Origin of the sequence: Paludibaculum fermentans, assembly GCF_051172195.1 — a bacterium.
In the GTDB taxonomy this organism is placed as follows: domain Bacteria; phylum Acidobacteriota; class Terriglobia; order Bryobacterales; family Bryobacteraceae; genus Paludibaculum; species Paludibaculum fermentans_A.
Map to the genome: position 1 here is coordinate 29,173 of NZ_JBPJAQ010000006.1, position 12,734 is coordinate 41,906.

Sequence of the window (12,734 nt, forward strand, 5' to 3'; positions counted from 1 at the left end):
GGCCCGCTACATCCAGATCAGCGACACCAACTGGACCTGGATGCCGGTCTTCTTCGGCTTTACCGTGATGGTGCCGAACTCTTCGTTACCCACTTCGGGGATGGTTGCGATCTCGTCGGCCAGTTGCTGGTTCAGCTCCTGCATCTGGACCTGCACGTTCTCGACCGTGTCATTCGCCAGGCCGACGTCTCCGCGCTCCTTGCCGATCTTGGTCGCTGCCCGCGCGGCCGTGCCGATGCGGTTGATGTTGGCGGTGCTGATCGTTTTGCGGCCCATGAACGCGCCGAGGATCGAGGTACCGATGGACAGCACGGAACTCAGCGTCTGCGAGGTCGCCTGCGCCTTCTCCTGTTCGAGCTTCAACTGCGCGCGCTGCAGGCGGTCGTTCAGCGTTTGGAGCTTCGGCGCATAGCGGGCCCGCAGATCCTGAACCTGCTCATCCCGGGCTTCGCGAGCCGATTGCTGGATGCGCAGCCGGAAGTCGCGCTCCGCCTCCCCGATGCGCGAGACTTCGCCGGTCGACGGGCTCCGCAGCAGCTCCAGCGACTGGTTCTGGAACAGCCAGGTCGCGAAGGACTTCTGCCAGATGGCATAGTTCTTCCCACGCGCCGCGATTGCGGGCAGTTCCGCGAACGACGCTCCGTCGGTAGGCGTCTTTTCCAAGTCGTTCAGTGGAACATCCAAGGCCTCGGCCTGCGGCCAGTCGACCGGAATCGCTTCCTCCGTGATGGGGCAGGCGTAGAGGCAATCGCGTACCTCATCGACGCCCAGTTTCGCGTCGGCAAACTGCACGCGCGCGGCGCCCAGGATCCGCGGCTCGTAGCAGAGCACTGAGCCCTTCAGCGGCACGAACAACTGGCTGACATCGGGAGGCAGGACGGGTACCGTCGACGACTCGCCGGGCGCGGCCGCGACGGCGGCGTCATCGGCAACCGCGGCCTCCGCCCGGAGCGCGCCCTGCATCAGCCGTTTGATCTCGGGCCGGGCCAGCGGCCCACGCAGGTAGGAGAGTGTCCACCTCGTCTGGAACAACACGGGCGCGTCCTCGTGCACGTTGTTCATGAGGAAGACGCGGTTCCCGAGGCCGGCCAGGATCTGCTCCATCTCGCCCCGGTCAAACTTCGCGCCAGCCGACGCCGCGGCGCCCTCCAGGCCTTCCAAAACACGAGCCTTGTCGCGTTCCGTTTGCAGCCGTCCGATGAACCAGGTGCCGGTGTTGCCCAGGCCCTTATAATCCAGGTCGACCGGGTTCTGCGTAGCCAGCACTACGCCAAGCCCGAACGCGCGCGCCTGCTTCAACAGCGTCAGCAGTGGCTTCTTGGAGGGCGGGTTGGCGATGGGCGGGAAGTAGCCGAAGATCTCGTCCATATACAGCAGGGCGCGAAGGGACGACGTACCCGACTGGCTGCGCACCCACGACAATGTCTGGTTGAGCAGCAGCGAGACGAAGAACATGCGCTCCGTATCGCTGAGGTGCGCAATCGAGAAGATGCTGATGCGCGGCTTGCCCTTAGGCGTCCAGAGCATGGCGTCGATGTCGAGCGGATCGCCGCTGAGCCATGCCTCAAACCCGGGCGAGGCCAGCAGGTTGTTGAGCGCCATGGCCAGGCCAAACCGCTCTTTCGCAGGATAGAAGGAGTCCAGGTCGAGAACGCCGACTCGTTGGAACGGCGGTTTCTGGATCTGCCCGATGATCGCGGCGAGGTCGAGACTCGTGCCGGCCCGCCAGGCCGTGTCCAGAATCGTGGACAACAGGATGTGCTCGCGCGACTGCACCGGATCCGCATCGATGCCGGCCAGCGCCAGCAGCGAGGTGGCCGTGGAGCTCACGCGGTCGCGCAGCGCTTCGCGATCGTCCAGGATCGCCTGGGACGGAGCGTCGAACGACTTGAGGATGGAGACGGGGATGCCGGCATCAGAGCCCGGCGTATAGACCGCGAAATCGCAGGCCTCGCGCAACCGTTCGATGCGCGCGCCGTCCTGCCCCCACTGGGCCAGGCCCTTGCTCCACTTCGCGGCTTCGGCGGCGGCGAACGCGGGCACATCCAGCCCCTTGTTGCGCGCCTCGTCCGGGTTCACCCAGGGCTCGAAATCCTGCGCCGCCAGATTGGGAAACGTCAGCAGCAGGTTCGCCAGGTCGCCTTTGGGGTCGATCACCAGGGCCGGAATCCCGTCGATCGCCGCCTCTTCCAGCAGGCCCAGGCACAGACCGGTTTTGCCGGAGCCGGTCATCCCCACGCACACGGCATGTGTCGTGAGGTCCTTGCTGTCATACAACAGGGTCTGGTCTGTGTCCTTCAAACGGCCGAGGTAGAAGGCGCCGAGCTTCTCATAGTCAGGCAACATACCTGCTCATTGTAGAAGGACTCGCAGGCCGGTGACGCGGCTATTTGGCGGGCTGTGGTTCGTCGAAGGTGTCCCCTTCGCCAGGCGCCAGAAACAGGTTGGTTTCGATGCCGTGCTGCCGCGTGTAGAGGTCGTAGTAGCGCCCGCGATTGGCATACAACTCGTGGTGCGCGCCCTTCTCCACCAGCAGGCCATCTTCCATCACCAGGATCTGGTCGGCGCGCCGGATGGTCGACAGGCGGTGCGCGATGACAAACGTCGTACGGCCCTGCATCAGGTAGCCCAGCCCGTGCTGAATCAGCGCTTCGGTCTCGCTGTCCAGGCTGGAAGTGGCTTCGTCGAGGATGAGGATCCGCGGATCGGCCAGGATCGCCCGGGCGATGGAGACACGCTGTTTCTGGCCGCCGCTGAGCTTGACACCACGTTCCCCCACGACGGTCGCGTAGCCTTCGGGGAAGCGTTCAGCGAACTCGTCGACGCGGGCGATGCGGCAGGCTTCCATGATCTCGGCCTCGGTCGCATGCGGACGGGCAAAGGCGACATTCTCCCGGATCGTCCCGTCGAACAGGAACGTCTCCTGCAGCACGACGCCCAACTGGGTGCGGTAGCTGGAAAGCCGGACCTTCGAGAGATCCTGGCCGTCGACCAACACCGTGCCCGTGGTCGGGGCGTGGAAGGCGGAGATCAAGCCGATGGTCGTGGACTTGCCGGATCCGGAGGAACCGACCAGGGCGGTCACCGTTCCAGGCGGCGCATGGAAGCTGACGCCGTGCAGGACTTCCTTGCCTTCCTCATAAGAGAAGTGGACATCCTCAAACAGGACATCGCCACGGATGGGGCCCATCACGGCAGTGCGCCTGGGGTCGGCATCCTCCGCTTGCTCGTTGAGGATCTCGCGGGTTCGTTCCAAACCGGCCAGAGCTTCAGTCAACTGGGTCCCGATGCCGACGATCTGGAAGACCGGGGCGACCAGGATGGCGAGGAAGGCCGTAAAGGTGACGAAGCCGCCCAGGGTGAGGGTGCCGTTCAGGATCTGCCGGCCGCCGACGAACATGACCAGCGCGCCGACCAGTCCCAGGAGGACCGTGGCCGACAGGCTCATGATGGAGACGCCGGTGAGTGACTGCAGTACATTGTCCAGGATCCGCTGCGCGCCGGCCCGGAAGACGTTCTCTTCCCGCTCTTCGGCGTGGTACCCCTTGATCACGCGGATGCCGCCCAGTGACTCAGTCAGCCGGCCAGTAACCTCGGCGGTGATCTTGCCACGCTCCCGAAAGATAGGGCGAAGAGTCTTGAAGGCGCGCTGCAGGACCAGCGAAAAAGTGAGCACCACGGCCAGCGCCAATCCGGTGAGCAGTGGGCTGATGCGCAGCAGCATGAAGAATGCCAGGAACGCGGTCAGCAGTCCGCCGACGAATTCCACCAGACCCGTGCCCACCAGATTGCGGACGCCTTCGACGTCGTTCATGATGCGGGAAACGAGCTGGCCGCTCTTGTTCGTGTCGAAATAGGTGACGGGCAGGCGGCCGACATGCGACTGCACTTTGCAGCGCAGTTCGGCGATCAGTTTCTGCGCTGACTTGGACAGTAACTGTGTGAGCCAAAAGGAGGTTACGCCCTGGATGGTGGTGGCCGCCAGCACGGCCAGGATGAGCGGAGTGAGCAGCTCCGGCTTGTGTTTCCCGATGATGTCGTCGACCAGATACTTGGTGGAACTGGGCAGCACCAACCCGGCGCAGCGGCTGACGATGATGAGGGCCAAGCCCAGCAGCAGTTGATTCCGCCGGGGCTTCATCAGTTCTTTGACATCGGGCCAGACAGCCTTCCAGCTTGTCGGCTTCTTCGGCCCATCGCCCTTGAGGCGCGACGGGGTTCTCTCTGCTTTGGCGGATGGGCGGGTTACCATGAGGAATATGCGAGTTCTCCTTATTGTGATGCTTGGCGGCGCCGTATGGGCGCAGGCACCTGCCGCCGCCCCCGCGAAGCAGGCGCCGACACAGGCATCTCCGGCCAAGCCGGCTGCCGCAAAACCGGCCGCCACTCCGGCCGCGGCTCCCGCAAAGCCCGCTGCCGCTCCCACTGCCGCCGCGAAGCCGGCCGGCGCTGATCCGATCGTTTTCTCCGCCGGTGCGAAGAAGATGACGAAGGCGCAGTTCGACGACATGATGGCGAACCTTCCCGCCAACCTCAAGAATCAGTTGGGCGGCAACACGCCGGAAGCGCGCCGCAAGCTGGCCGAGCAGTTGGGCGAGATCTACGTCTACGCCGCCGAGGCGCGCAAGCTCAAGATCGACGAGAAGCCGGCCGTGAAGCTGCAGCTCCAGTTGCAGACCGAGGGTTTCCTGGCGTCCAACCTCTATCAGCAGTTGCTTGAGCAGAACAAGCCGACCGAAGCCGCCGAGAAAACCTGGTTCGAGTCCCATAAAGACGAGTTCGCCAGTGCCAAGGCGCGCCACATCCTCATTCGTTTCAAGGGCTCCCGCGTCCCCCTCAAGAAGGACCAGAAGGACCTGACGGAGGAAGAAGCGCTGGCCAAGACCAACGAAATCCGCGAGAAGATCGCCAAGGGCGAGGACTTCGCGACGCTCGCCAAGGCGGAATCGGACGACACCGGCAGCGGCGCCATGGGCGGCGACCTGGGCGGAGCGTTCGGCAAAGGCAAGATGGTGCCCCAGTTCGACCAAGCCGTCTTCTCCCTGCCCATCGGTGAGCTGAGCCAGCCGGTGAAGACCCAGTTCGGCTACCACCTGATCCAGGTGCAGGAGCGCGGAGCGAAGCCTTTCGACGAAGTGAAGCCCGAAATCGAGCGTCGCCTGCAGTCCGAATCCGCCCAGAAGGCGATGGAAGCCATCAAGGCCACCGGCAAGCCGGTGTTGGACGAGACTTACTTTGGTGCGGCCGGCGCCAAGGTGCCCACGGAAAAGCAGTAGCCTGCCAGGCGGGACCCGGGTCCAGCCGGCGCGAGTCCCGCCAGATTAAACCGGGGCTGAATCATGAATCTACCCTAATCAGATCGGTGCAGTTTGCCGAACTGTATGGAGATGACTGAGAACAGTCCCAGCGAGCGCCGCAACCGGAGGCGGATCCTCAAAACCCAGCCCGTCGAGGTCCGCATGACCTTCGACGACGCCTACAACGTCCGGCAGGCGGCGGCCGCCATGCTCGTCGACGTGAGCGAAGGCGGCGCGGGTTTGCAGACGAGGATTGCTCTTCCCATCGGCCTGGTCCTCCAATTGAAGGCACCCGGCGAAACGTCCGCCGCCGGCTTCGAACTGGCCGAACGCGCCAAGGTCTGCTGGTGCCGCACCGGCGCCATGGGGTTCTTTCGTGTCGGCCTGCTGTGTGAAGGCGCCGCGGCCGATAGTGCCGGAGTCCACCTGGGCACGCTGCCGGAGGAAGATCTCTACGAGCTTTTACAGCTCAACCCCAAGGCGCTGCACGACACCATCCACCGCGTGTACCGGCTGCTGGCCCAACGCTATCATCCTGACAATAAAGAGTCAGGCAATGAAGAGGTTTTCAAGAAGCTGACCAAGGCTTTCGAAATCCTGGGCCACCCGGCGCGCCGCGCAGCCTATGACGCCGTCTACGCCCAGACGCTGAAGGCCCGTTGGAAGGTATTCCATTCGCCGGAGTCGGCCCGTGGGCCGCAGGCGGAGAAGTCGAAGCGCTATGGCGTCTTGAGCGTGCTCTACCGCAAGAGGATGCAGGATGTACAGTCTCCGTCGATGAGCCTCTTCGAACTGGAAGACCTGCTGGGTATCCCGCGCGACCACCTGGAATTCACCCTCTGGTACCTGAAGGAGCGCGGCTTCGTGACGCGTTCCGACAACAACCGCTACCAGATCACCGTCTCGGGCGTGGATCAGACTGAGCTGATCGAGGCCGAGACGCAGCATCTGCGGGTTGCGGAAGACCACCAGTTGCCGGCCGCCATGCCGCATTCGGCCTGAGCACGGCGGAATTCGGCTGGTTTAGGGATACACGGGCGTCACGGCCATCCCGGCTGCAATGGGGGCTTCGGAGGGCAAGGCCACGCTGTCGCCGTCACTGACGCCGCTCTGGATCTCGGCTTTCGTCTCGCTGGATACGCCCACAGTCACTTTCCGCCACTCCAGTTTGCCGGCCTTCAGCACAAACACGCCCAATTCGCCATTCTCGCGGCGCAAGGCCGCCTTGGGGATGGTGACGGCGTTCTCCACCACCTGGGCTCGGATCTTCGCGTCGATATTGGCGCCGGGCGGCAGGTCGTGATTCGGGTTATCGGCCAGGGTGACCACCTCGCCCACCTGGCGGGTACCCAGGGCGATCACCTGGGTGGGGATCTCGTCGACGACGCCCTTCCACTCGCCTTTGGGCTCAGCCTGCCAGGTGATGGCGACCGGCAGCCCCTTGCGGATGCGGCCCAGGTCCGGCTCATCGATGTAAACGGTGACTCGTAGCTTGGAAGTGTCGCCGACCTTGGCCACGAGGTCGCCCGCGCCGAGCCAGGCTCCTGATTTCGCAGCCAGGTCGTACACAACCCCAGCCCGCGGAGCGCGGATGACCGACAGTTCCTTGCGCCGCTGGGCCAGTTGGAACGCCGCCTCGGCATCCTTTACGCGAGCCTGGGCGACGGCGATATCCCCCTGGCCGACCAGTGCGGTGCGGCGTGCCTGCTGGCCGGCGATCTGCGCGTCGAGCTGCGCCAGTTTGTCCTTGGCGGCATCGAGTTCAGAGCGCGTCGCGGCCTGGTTCGTGACCAGCCGTTCCAGCGAGGCGACCTCGCGTTTCGCCGGCTCGCGCTCCACCTGGAACCGCTTCAGTTGTCCTTCAATTTCAGTTAGTTCCGCGGCTCGTCCGCCCCGTTGCAGGTTAGCCAGCTCAGCCTTGGCCTGCTCCAGCCGCGATTGCGCGGCGGCCAGTTCAGACTGCGCATCATTGTTATCGAGTTCCGCCAGGACGGCCCCCGCGGCCACGCTCTGGCCGCGCTGCACCAGCAGGCGCAGCACCCGGCCCTCGCGCTCGGCGTGAACGGGCGACCACTCCACCGGCTCAGTCTTCCCGTTGGTCGTGAGCATGCTCACCAGCGTCTCTTTATGGGCGCGGGCGAAGGGCGATTCCGGCGGCGCATTGCGCTTGGAAGCCAACCACAGACCGGCCGCGGCGACGATGACCAGGAACAGGATCCAGAACCAGCGTTTCATGAAACTGCTTCTATCGTCGCACGCGCGCGCACCAGGCAAACAGTAACTGCCATTCTAAACGTTGGACTTCGCGAGCTACCTGTTCGGTTGCGCCGCCGGGCTGTTTTCTTGCCGCGGCGCAGAATTCGATGAAGGCAAACGGGTCCCACGCTGCGCTCGCAGGTCGGTAACCCAGGGCGACCGCCCCTTCCAGGAGCTCTGGAAACACCGGATGGGCGCCCACGCGCCGGAACCAGTAGCCGGAGTTCCCATCATCGGGTTCCTGCCGGTGCACGATCGCGTGCCAGTAACTGCCCTCCGCCGTCAGCAACTCCTGCGCCACGCTATGCGCCTGTTCAAAACAGGAGAAATACAGCCACAGTCCGGCCAGCCCGCCTTGCGGCGAACGTGCGCCCGGGAAAAGTGCGGCGGCATCGGCCGATTCCAGCCGCTGCACGGCCTGCGCGCTCGACGGGGTCTTGCATTCCAGCGGCAGCAGCCGATCGCCCGATCTGTCCAGATCGAGGATGGCCGTAACTGCCGGCTGCAGGAACGAGGTGTCCAGTGCCATGATCTTTCCAGGAGCCTACCACTATTCCAGTGGAGAAAAATGACAAATCCGCGCTCGTCTTCGGCGGCGGAGGCATGTTCGGCGCCTACCAGGCTGGAGTCTGGTCTGTCCTGCAGGATAAGTTGGAATTCGACCTCCTCGCCGGAGCCTCCATCGGCGCCGTCAATGCCTGGGCAGCGGCCGCCAATTGCCCTGGCGGCGCCTGGATCGACGAGTGGCTGCGGCCGGAAATGAGTTCCCTGCTGCAGTGGCGCTGGCCGCGGCATCCCCTGGGCGGCTGCATCCAGCGCGACGCGTTCGAACGTAGCATCCAGGACCTGCACGCCCGGCTGAAACCTGTGAAGCCGTGTGCTGTGGCCATCACCGACGTGTTGCGCCGCCGGGCGCGGGCGGTTCTGACGCCGGATGTCGAGTGGCACCACCTGGCGGCCTCCTGCGCCTTACCCGGGATCTTCCCGCTCTACCGCGTCGACGGGCGGCTCACGATGGATGGCGGGCTGCTGGGTTCGGTGCCCCTGTGGGCGGCGGTGGAGCAGGGGGCGACCACCATCGTGGCGGTGAACCTGTTGCCGAGCGGTGGACCCTGGTGGCTGCGCTCCGCCCGGCAGGCGTTATTGAGCTTCGCCCACCCGGGTGCGCCGCCGCCGGCAGCGGTGAAACTGTTGTGGATCGAACCCGCCCAGCCGCTCGGCACAGCCCGCGACGCCCTCGTCTGGACCAAGTCCAATGCGGAGAGGTGGATTGACCTGGGGCGAAGAGACGCAGAGCGCGCCCTTCAAACATTTTGACTTGGCCCTGTTTCAAGAGGGAGAATGTGGCGGTATGCCACTGTTCCGACTACACCGGATGAAGGAAACCCCGCGGCAGCAATTCCGCTGGGCTCCGCACACCAGCGGCGTTACCGCCATCAAGCCGCGGGACTTCGAACCGGCGGGCGAACTTCAGGCGGCAGGCTTCTACGATGCGTGGATGAATCTGCGCGGCACCGAAGGCGCCCTCGAAATCGGCGACGTGCTTGAATCCGAAGCGGGGGAGATCCGCATCTGCAAATATGTAGGATTCGAAGAGGCCCGCTGGGTTCTGCCGGAAGTGAAGAGCGGGCTGGAATCGGCGCCATTGGCGGCCGGGTCACCGGTAATGCAGTCCGCCGGACTAGGCTGATCATTCCCGTTCGGCGGTGGAGTGCGAGAGGGCTGAATCTATCCCTCTAACTCCGGTTAGAATGGAACCTGATGGACGCTTCATCAAATGGGCATTTGGTGGGGAGGTGCTGCTTTGGCTATTACGCCCTGGTGCAGTACATCCCCGACCCACTGGGTGCCTTTCTCAATGAGCTCCGGGCGGAACTGGTCCCCGGATGCAAGCTCAGGGCGCATGTTACCCTCCTGCCGCCCCGCCAGTTGACAGCTTGTCAGGACGAACTGGTCCAGGACCTCGCGCCTAAGATCCAGCGGCTCAGCCCTTTCGAAGTCACCCTCGGCGATGTTCAGCTCTTTCCGGGTACAAATGTAATCTACCTGGACCTGGAACACGGCCGGCGGGCGATCGAGGAGTACCACCAGGAACTTTCCAGCGGCCTGATGGCCTATAACGAACCGTTCCCCTTCCATCCGCACATCACCCTGGCCCAGGAATTGAAGCCGGAAACGGTGGCACAGAAGTTCGAACTGGCTCGAGAGCGTTGGGCTTCCTACAAGGGGAGCCGTTCCTTCGCCGTCCATCATGTCGTCTTTGTCAGGAATAGCAATCCCACGCGCTGGGATACGCTGAGCGAATACGAACTGCCGGAAGCTACTCTTCTGCGAACAGCCTGATCTGCTGGGGCTCGGCTTCGGGTCCGGACTTCTTCCGTTTTCCGCCTACGACGCCGAGCACGACCACCTGGCTGAGGGCCTGCCTGGGGACGAAAACGCGTTGCGCGTTGCCGGCTGCTTCCGGGGGGCTCAACGCATACCCTTGCGGTTCAAGTACCAGTAGGTTGTTGGGGATGACGCCTTCCATCAGGTCGCCGTCCCGAAACTGGAGTTCCACCCACAGGCCTGTCGTCTTGGGCCGCGCCAGGAATTCGCGACGCTCAGACAATACGCCGGAGCCCTCCAGGTCGCGCACGAACGAAACAGCCTTTACCTGTGCGTAAGGAATGACGGAGACGCTGCCATCCGGACTGAGGATTTCGATGCCGGCCGCCTGCAGGTAGGTCTGCGGATGCACGAAACCGCGGATGCGTTCGCGATCGAAGCGTTCCAGGATGACCTTTTTGGCAGTGGAGCCACTCAATTGGGGGTTATTCGCTGAGCGTGGGGGACGATTGGGCCACGCCGAGCGGTCCTTTACTTTCAAACAATTACGCAAGTATTGTATCATTGCAGCGATGACAACCGAGGGCGCTCTCAGCCCGGCGGCTGAGGCTTTTTTGACCTACGCGCGCGTGGAGAAAGGGCTTGCGGCCCTCACGTTGTCTGCTTACTCCCTTGATTTGAAGGACTTCCGGCGATTCTGCGAGTCCGTCAAGGAGCTGGGACTGCCGGGCGAAGAGACGGTTCGCCAGTATTTCGACGGCCTGCCGGCCCGCGGCCTTTCCAGCCGTTCCATCGCTCGCCGCCTCAGCACATTGAGAAGTTTTTATCGCTTTCTCCTCAGCGAGGGACGCATTAGTGAAGATCCCACGGCCCTGCTGCCCTCACCCCGGCAGTGGCAGAACCTCCCTAAGTATTTGAATCCACAGCAAGTGGAGGACCTGCTGGCGGCGCCCGACGCATCGACGCCTACGGGCTGCCGGGATCGTGCGATGCTGGAAGTTCTCTACGCCTGTGGTTTGAGAGTGTCGGAGCTGTGCACTCTCAAGGTGACCGATGTGAATCTGCAGCTCGGATTCTTGCGTGTGACGGGAAAGCGAAACAAACAGCGTCTGGTGCCGATTGGCAGCAAAGCCAGGGCGTGCGTCCAGGAGTACCAGGATTCCGCCCGCAGTGCCATCCTGAAGTCGAAGTCGAGTGCTTATCTGTTTGTCACACAGCGCGGCGGCGCGATGACCCGCCAGGGATTCTGGAAGTTGCTGGGCGGCCACGGCCGGAAGGCCGGCATCTTTCACAGGCTGACGCCCCACGTTGTGCGCCACAGTTTTGCGACTCACCTTTTGGACCGGGGAGCGGATTTACGCAGCGTGCAATCGATGCTGGGGCATGCCGACATTGCCACCACACAGATCTACACGCATGTGCTGAGGTCGCGGTTGCGCACGGTGGTGGATAAGCACCATCCGCGAAGTTGACCGGAGTTCGGCCAGTGACGGGGATGCCGGAGATGGAAATGCCATGAGCGATTACATGTTCATTCTGGAGAGCCACCTCAGCGCGGAGCAGAACACCGTGCTGGCGTCGGTGCAATCCGCGGCGGCCGAGGCGAACCTGAGCCTGTTCCTGACAGGCGGCGCAATGCGCGATATGCTCGGCGGCTTCCCCATCCGGGACCTCGACTTCACGGTCGAGGGTCCGGCCCTGAAGCTGGCCAAGAACATGGTCAAAAGCGGCATCGCGGAGATCGTCTCCATCGATGAACACCGCAAGATGGTCGAAGTTCGGTTCCCGAATGGCGTTCGTTCGGAGATCAGCATGGCCCGGCAGGAAAAATACGGCAAGCCGGGCGCCAAACCGCAGATCACGCCGGCGTCGGTGCACGAGGATCTACGCGGCCGCGACCTGACGATCAACGCCATCGCCCTCTCTCTGAACCGCGCCTCGCGCGGCCTGATGATCGACCCCACCAACGGCGCTTCAGACCTGGAACGCAAGGAGTTGCGGGCGATCTCCAACTACTCGCTGTACGACGACCCCGTGCGCCTGCTGCGGCTGATCCGGTTCAAAGCCAGGCTCGGATTCACGATCGACGATCGCACGCTGCAGCAGTTCAACAATGCCCGCGAAGCTGGCATGGTGAAGTACATTCCGGGCCGCGCGCTGTTCTCGGAACTGCGCCAGATCGCGCTGGAATCGAATCCCTACGACATCCTCAAGGAACTGGAAGACCAGGACCTGCTCAAGCTCTTCAGCCCGGCCCTGGCCGGACCGAAACTGAATGCCGCCGCCTTCCAGAAGATCGCCAAGAGCAAGGCGATGATCCCGTTTGGCGCCAGTTTCAGTGTCGACTGGTATGGGCTTTCGATGTACTGCATGACACAGTTGCTCTCGGTGAAGGAGCGGGCCCAGCTCATCGAGACGACGAAGATGACCAAGGAAGAGGCCGATCCCTGGCAGAAGCTGGATGCGCGAGCGAAGAAGCTGGAATCGATCCTTAAGTCGGCGAAGCTCTCCCGTGCATCGCATGTATATGACGTCCTGAAGAAGGCGCCAGGCGAAGAGACCATGCTGCTCTTCCTGAAATCGACCGAACGGTTGGTGCAGGACCGCATCAAGAATTACTTCACCAAGTACCTGGCGACAGCGATGGATGTGACGGATGCCGAGGTGACCCAGGCGACTGGGCTGGAACCGGGCAGTCCGAAGTTCGCCAAGGCCAAGGACGACAGGATCAATGCGCACCTGGATGGACGCATCCGGAAGCCGGCACCGCCGCCCGAACCGGAACCGGCTCCCACCCCCCCCCCAAAGGGTATGGTCCGCGGCTCTCGGTTTCGCTAAACTTACCATAACCGT

Annotated in this window: 12 protein-coding genes; 7 read left to right on the forward strand and 5 right to left on the reverse strand. The window is 63.5% G+C overall.

The annotated features are described in order from the left end of the window. Positions 1-6: 6 nt before the first annotated feature. Positions 7-2,346, reverse strand: coding sequence for an ATP-binding protein (locus ACR9Y2_RS39810; RefSeq protein WP_435047496.1), 2,340 nt, complete (start codon positions 2,344-2,346; stop codon positions 7-9). Between the two features lie 40 nt (positions 2,347-2,386). After that, positions 2,387-4,252 carry an ABC transporter ATP-binding protein gene (locus ACR9Y2_RS39815; protein ID WP_435047497.1) on the reverse strand — a complete coding sequence of 622 codons (1,866 nt, stop codon included), beginning with the start codon at positions 4,250-4,252 and terminating at the stop codon, positions 2,387-2,389. Between the two features lie 7 nt (positions 4,253-4,259). Between ACR9Y2_RS39815 and ACR9Y2_RS39820 the strand changes: the two genes are divergently transcribed. Together ACR9Y2_RS39820 and ACR9Y2_RS39825 are read left to right on the forward strand one after the other, a co-directional pair. Beyond that, a complete protein-coding gene (locus ACR9Y2_RS39820; protein ID WP_435047498.1) occupies positions 4,260-5,276 on the forward strand; it encodes a peptidylprolyl isomerase in 1,017 nt (338 codons plus the stop codon). Positions 5,277-5,387: 111 nt separating this feature from the next. Next, on the forward strand, positions 5,388-6,299 hold the full coding sequence (locus ACR9Y2_RS39825; RefSeq protein WP_435047499.1) for a DnaJ domain-containing protein: 912 nt from the start codon (positions 5,388-5,390) through the stop codon (positions 6,297-6,299). A gap of 21 nt (positions 6,300-6,320) precedes the next feature. Here ACR9Y2_RS39825 and ACR9Y2_RS39830 read toward each other — a convergent pair whose 3' ends face one another. Then, positions 6,321-7,532, reverse strand: a complete 1,212-nt coding sequence (locus ACR9Y2_RS39830; protein WP_435047500.1) for an efflux RND transporter periplasmic adaptor subunit — start codon at positions 7,530-7,532, stop codon at positions 6,321-6,323. Between the two features lie 10 nt (positions 7,533-7,542). Continuing rightward, positions 7,543-8,082 carry a hypothetical protein gene (locus tag ACR9Y2_RS39835; RefSeq protein WP_435047501.1) on the reverse strand — a complete coding sequence of 180 codons (540 nt, stop codon included), beginning with the start codon at positions 8,080-8,082 and terminating at the stop codon, positions 7,543-7,545. Positions 8,083-8,111: 29 nt separating this feature from the next. Between ACR9Y2_RS39835 and ACR9Y2_RS39840 the strand changes: the two genes are divergently transcribed. The 3 genes from ACR9Y2_RS39840 to ACR9Y2_RS39850 all read left to right on the forward strand — a co-directional run bounded on the left by ACR9Y2_RS39840 (position 8,112) and on the right by ACR9Y2_RS39850 (position 9,896). Next, complete coding sequence (locus tag ACR9Y2_RS39840) at positions 8,112-8,870, forward strand: patatin-like phospholipase family protein (protein WP_435047502.1); 759 nt, start codon at positions 8,112-8,114, stop codon at positions 8,868-8,870. 34 nt (positions 8,871-8,904) lie between these two features. Continuing rightward, a complete protein-coding gene (locus ACR9Y2_RS39845) occupies positions 8,905-9,243 on the forward strand; it encodes a hypothetical protein (RefSeq protein WP_435047503.1) in 339 nt (112 codons plus the stop codon). A 71-nt stretch (positions 9,244-9,314) separates the two neighbouring features. Further along, positions 9,315-9,896 carry a 2'-5' RNA ligase family protein gene (locus ACR9Y2_RS39850; protein ID WP_435047504.1) on the forward strand — a complete coding sequence of 194 codons (582 nt, stop codon included), beginning with the start codon at positions 9,315-9,317 and terminating at the stop codon, positions 9,894-9,896. Here the strand turns inward: ACR9Y2_RS39850 and ACR9Y2_RS39855 are convergent. Beyond that, positions 9,874-10,359: a DUF6982 domain-containing protein gene (locus ACR9Y2_RS39855; RefSeq protein ID WP_435047505.1), complete on the reverse strand. Its 486-nt coding sequence runs from the start codon at positions 10,357-10,359 to the stop codon at positions 9,874-9,876. The genes ACR9Y2_RS39850 and ACR9Y2_RS39855 overlap by 23 nt on opposite strands. Before the next feature lie 94 nt (positions 10,360-10,453). On the opposite strand from ACR9Y2_RS39855, the gene xerD reads away from it, so the two are divergent. Together xerD and ACR9Y2_RS39865 are read left to right on the forward strand one after the other, a co-directional pair. Further along, complete coding sequence (gene xerD / locus ACR9Y2_RS39860; protein ID WP_435047506.1) at positions 10,454-11,353, forward strand: site-specific tyrosine recombinase XerD; 900 nt, start codon at positions 10,454-10,456, stop codon at positions 11,351-11,353. A gap of 43 nt (positions 11,354-11,396) precedes the next feature. Continuing rightward, entirely contained in the window at positions 11,397-12,719 is a 1,323-nt protein-coding gene (locus tag ACR9Y2_RS39865) for a hypothetical protein (RefSeq protein ID WP_435047507.1), read from the forward strand. Positions 12,720-12,734: the final 15 nt, after the last annotated feature.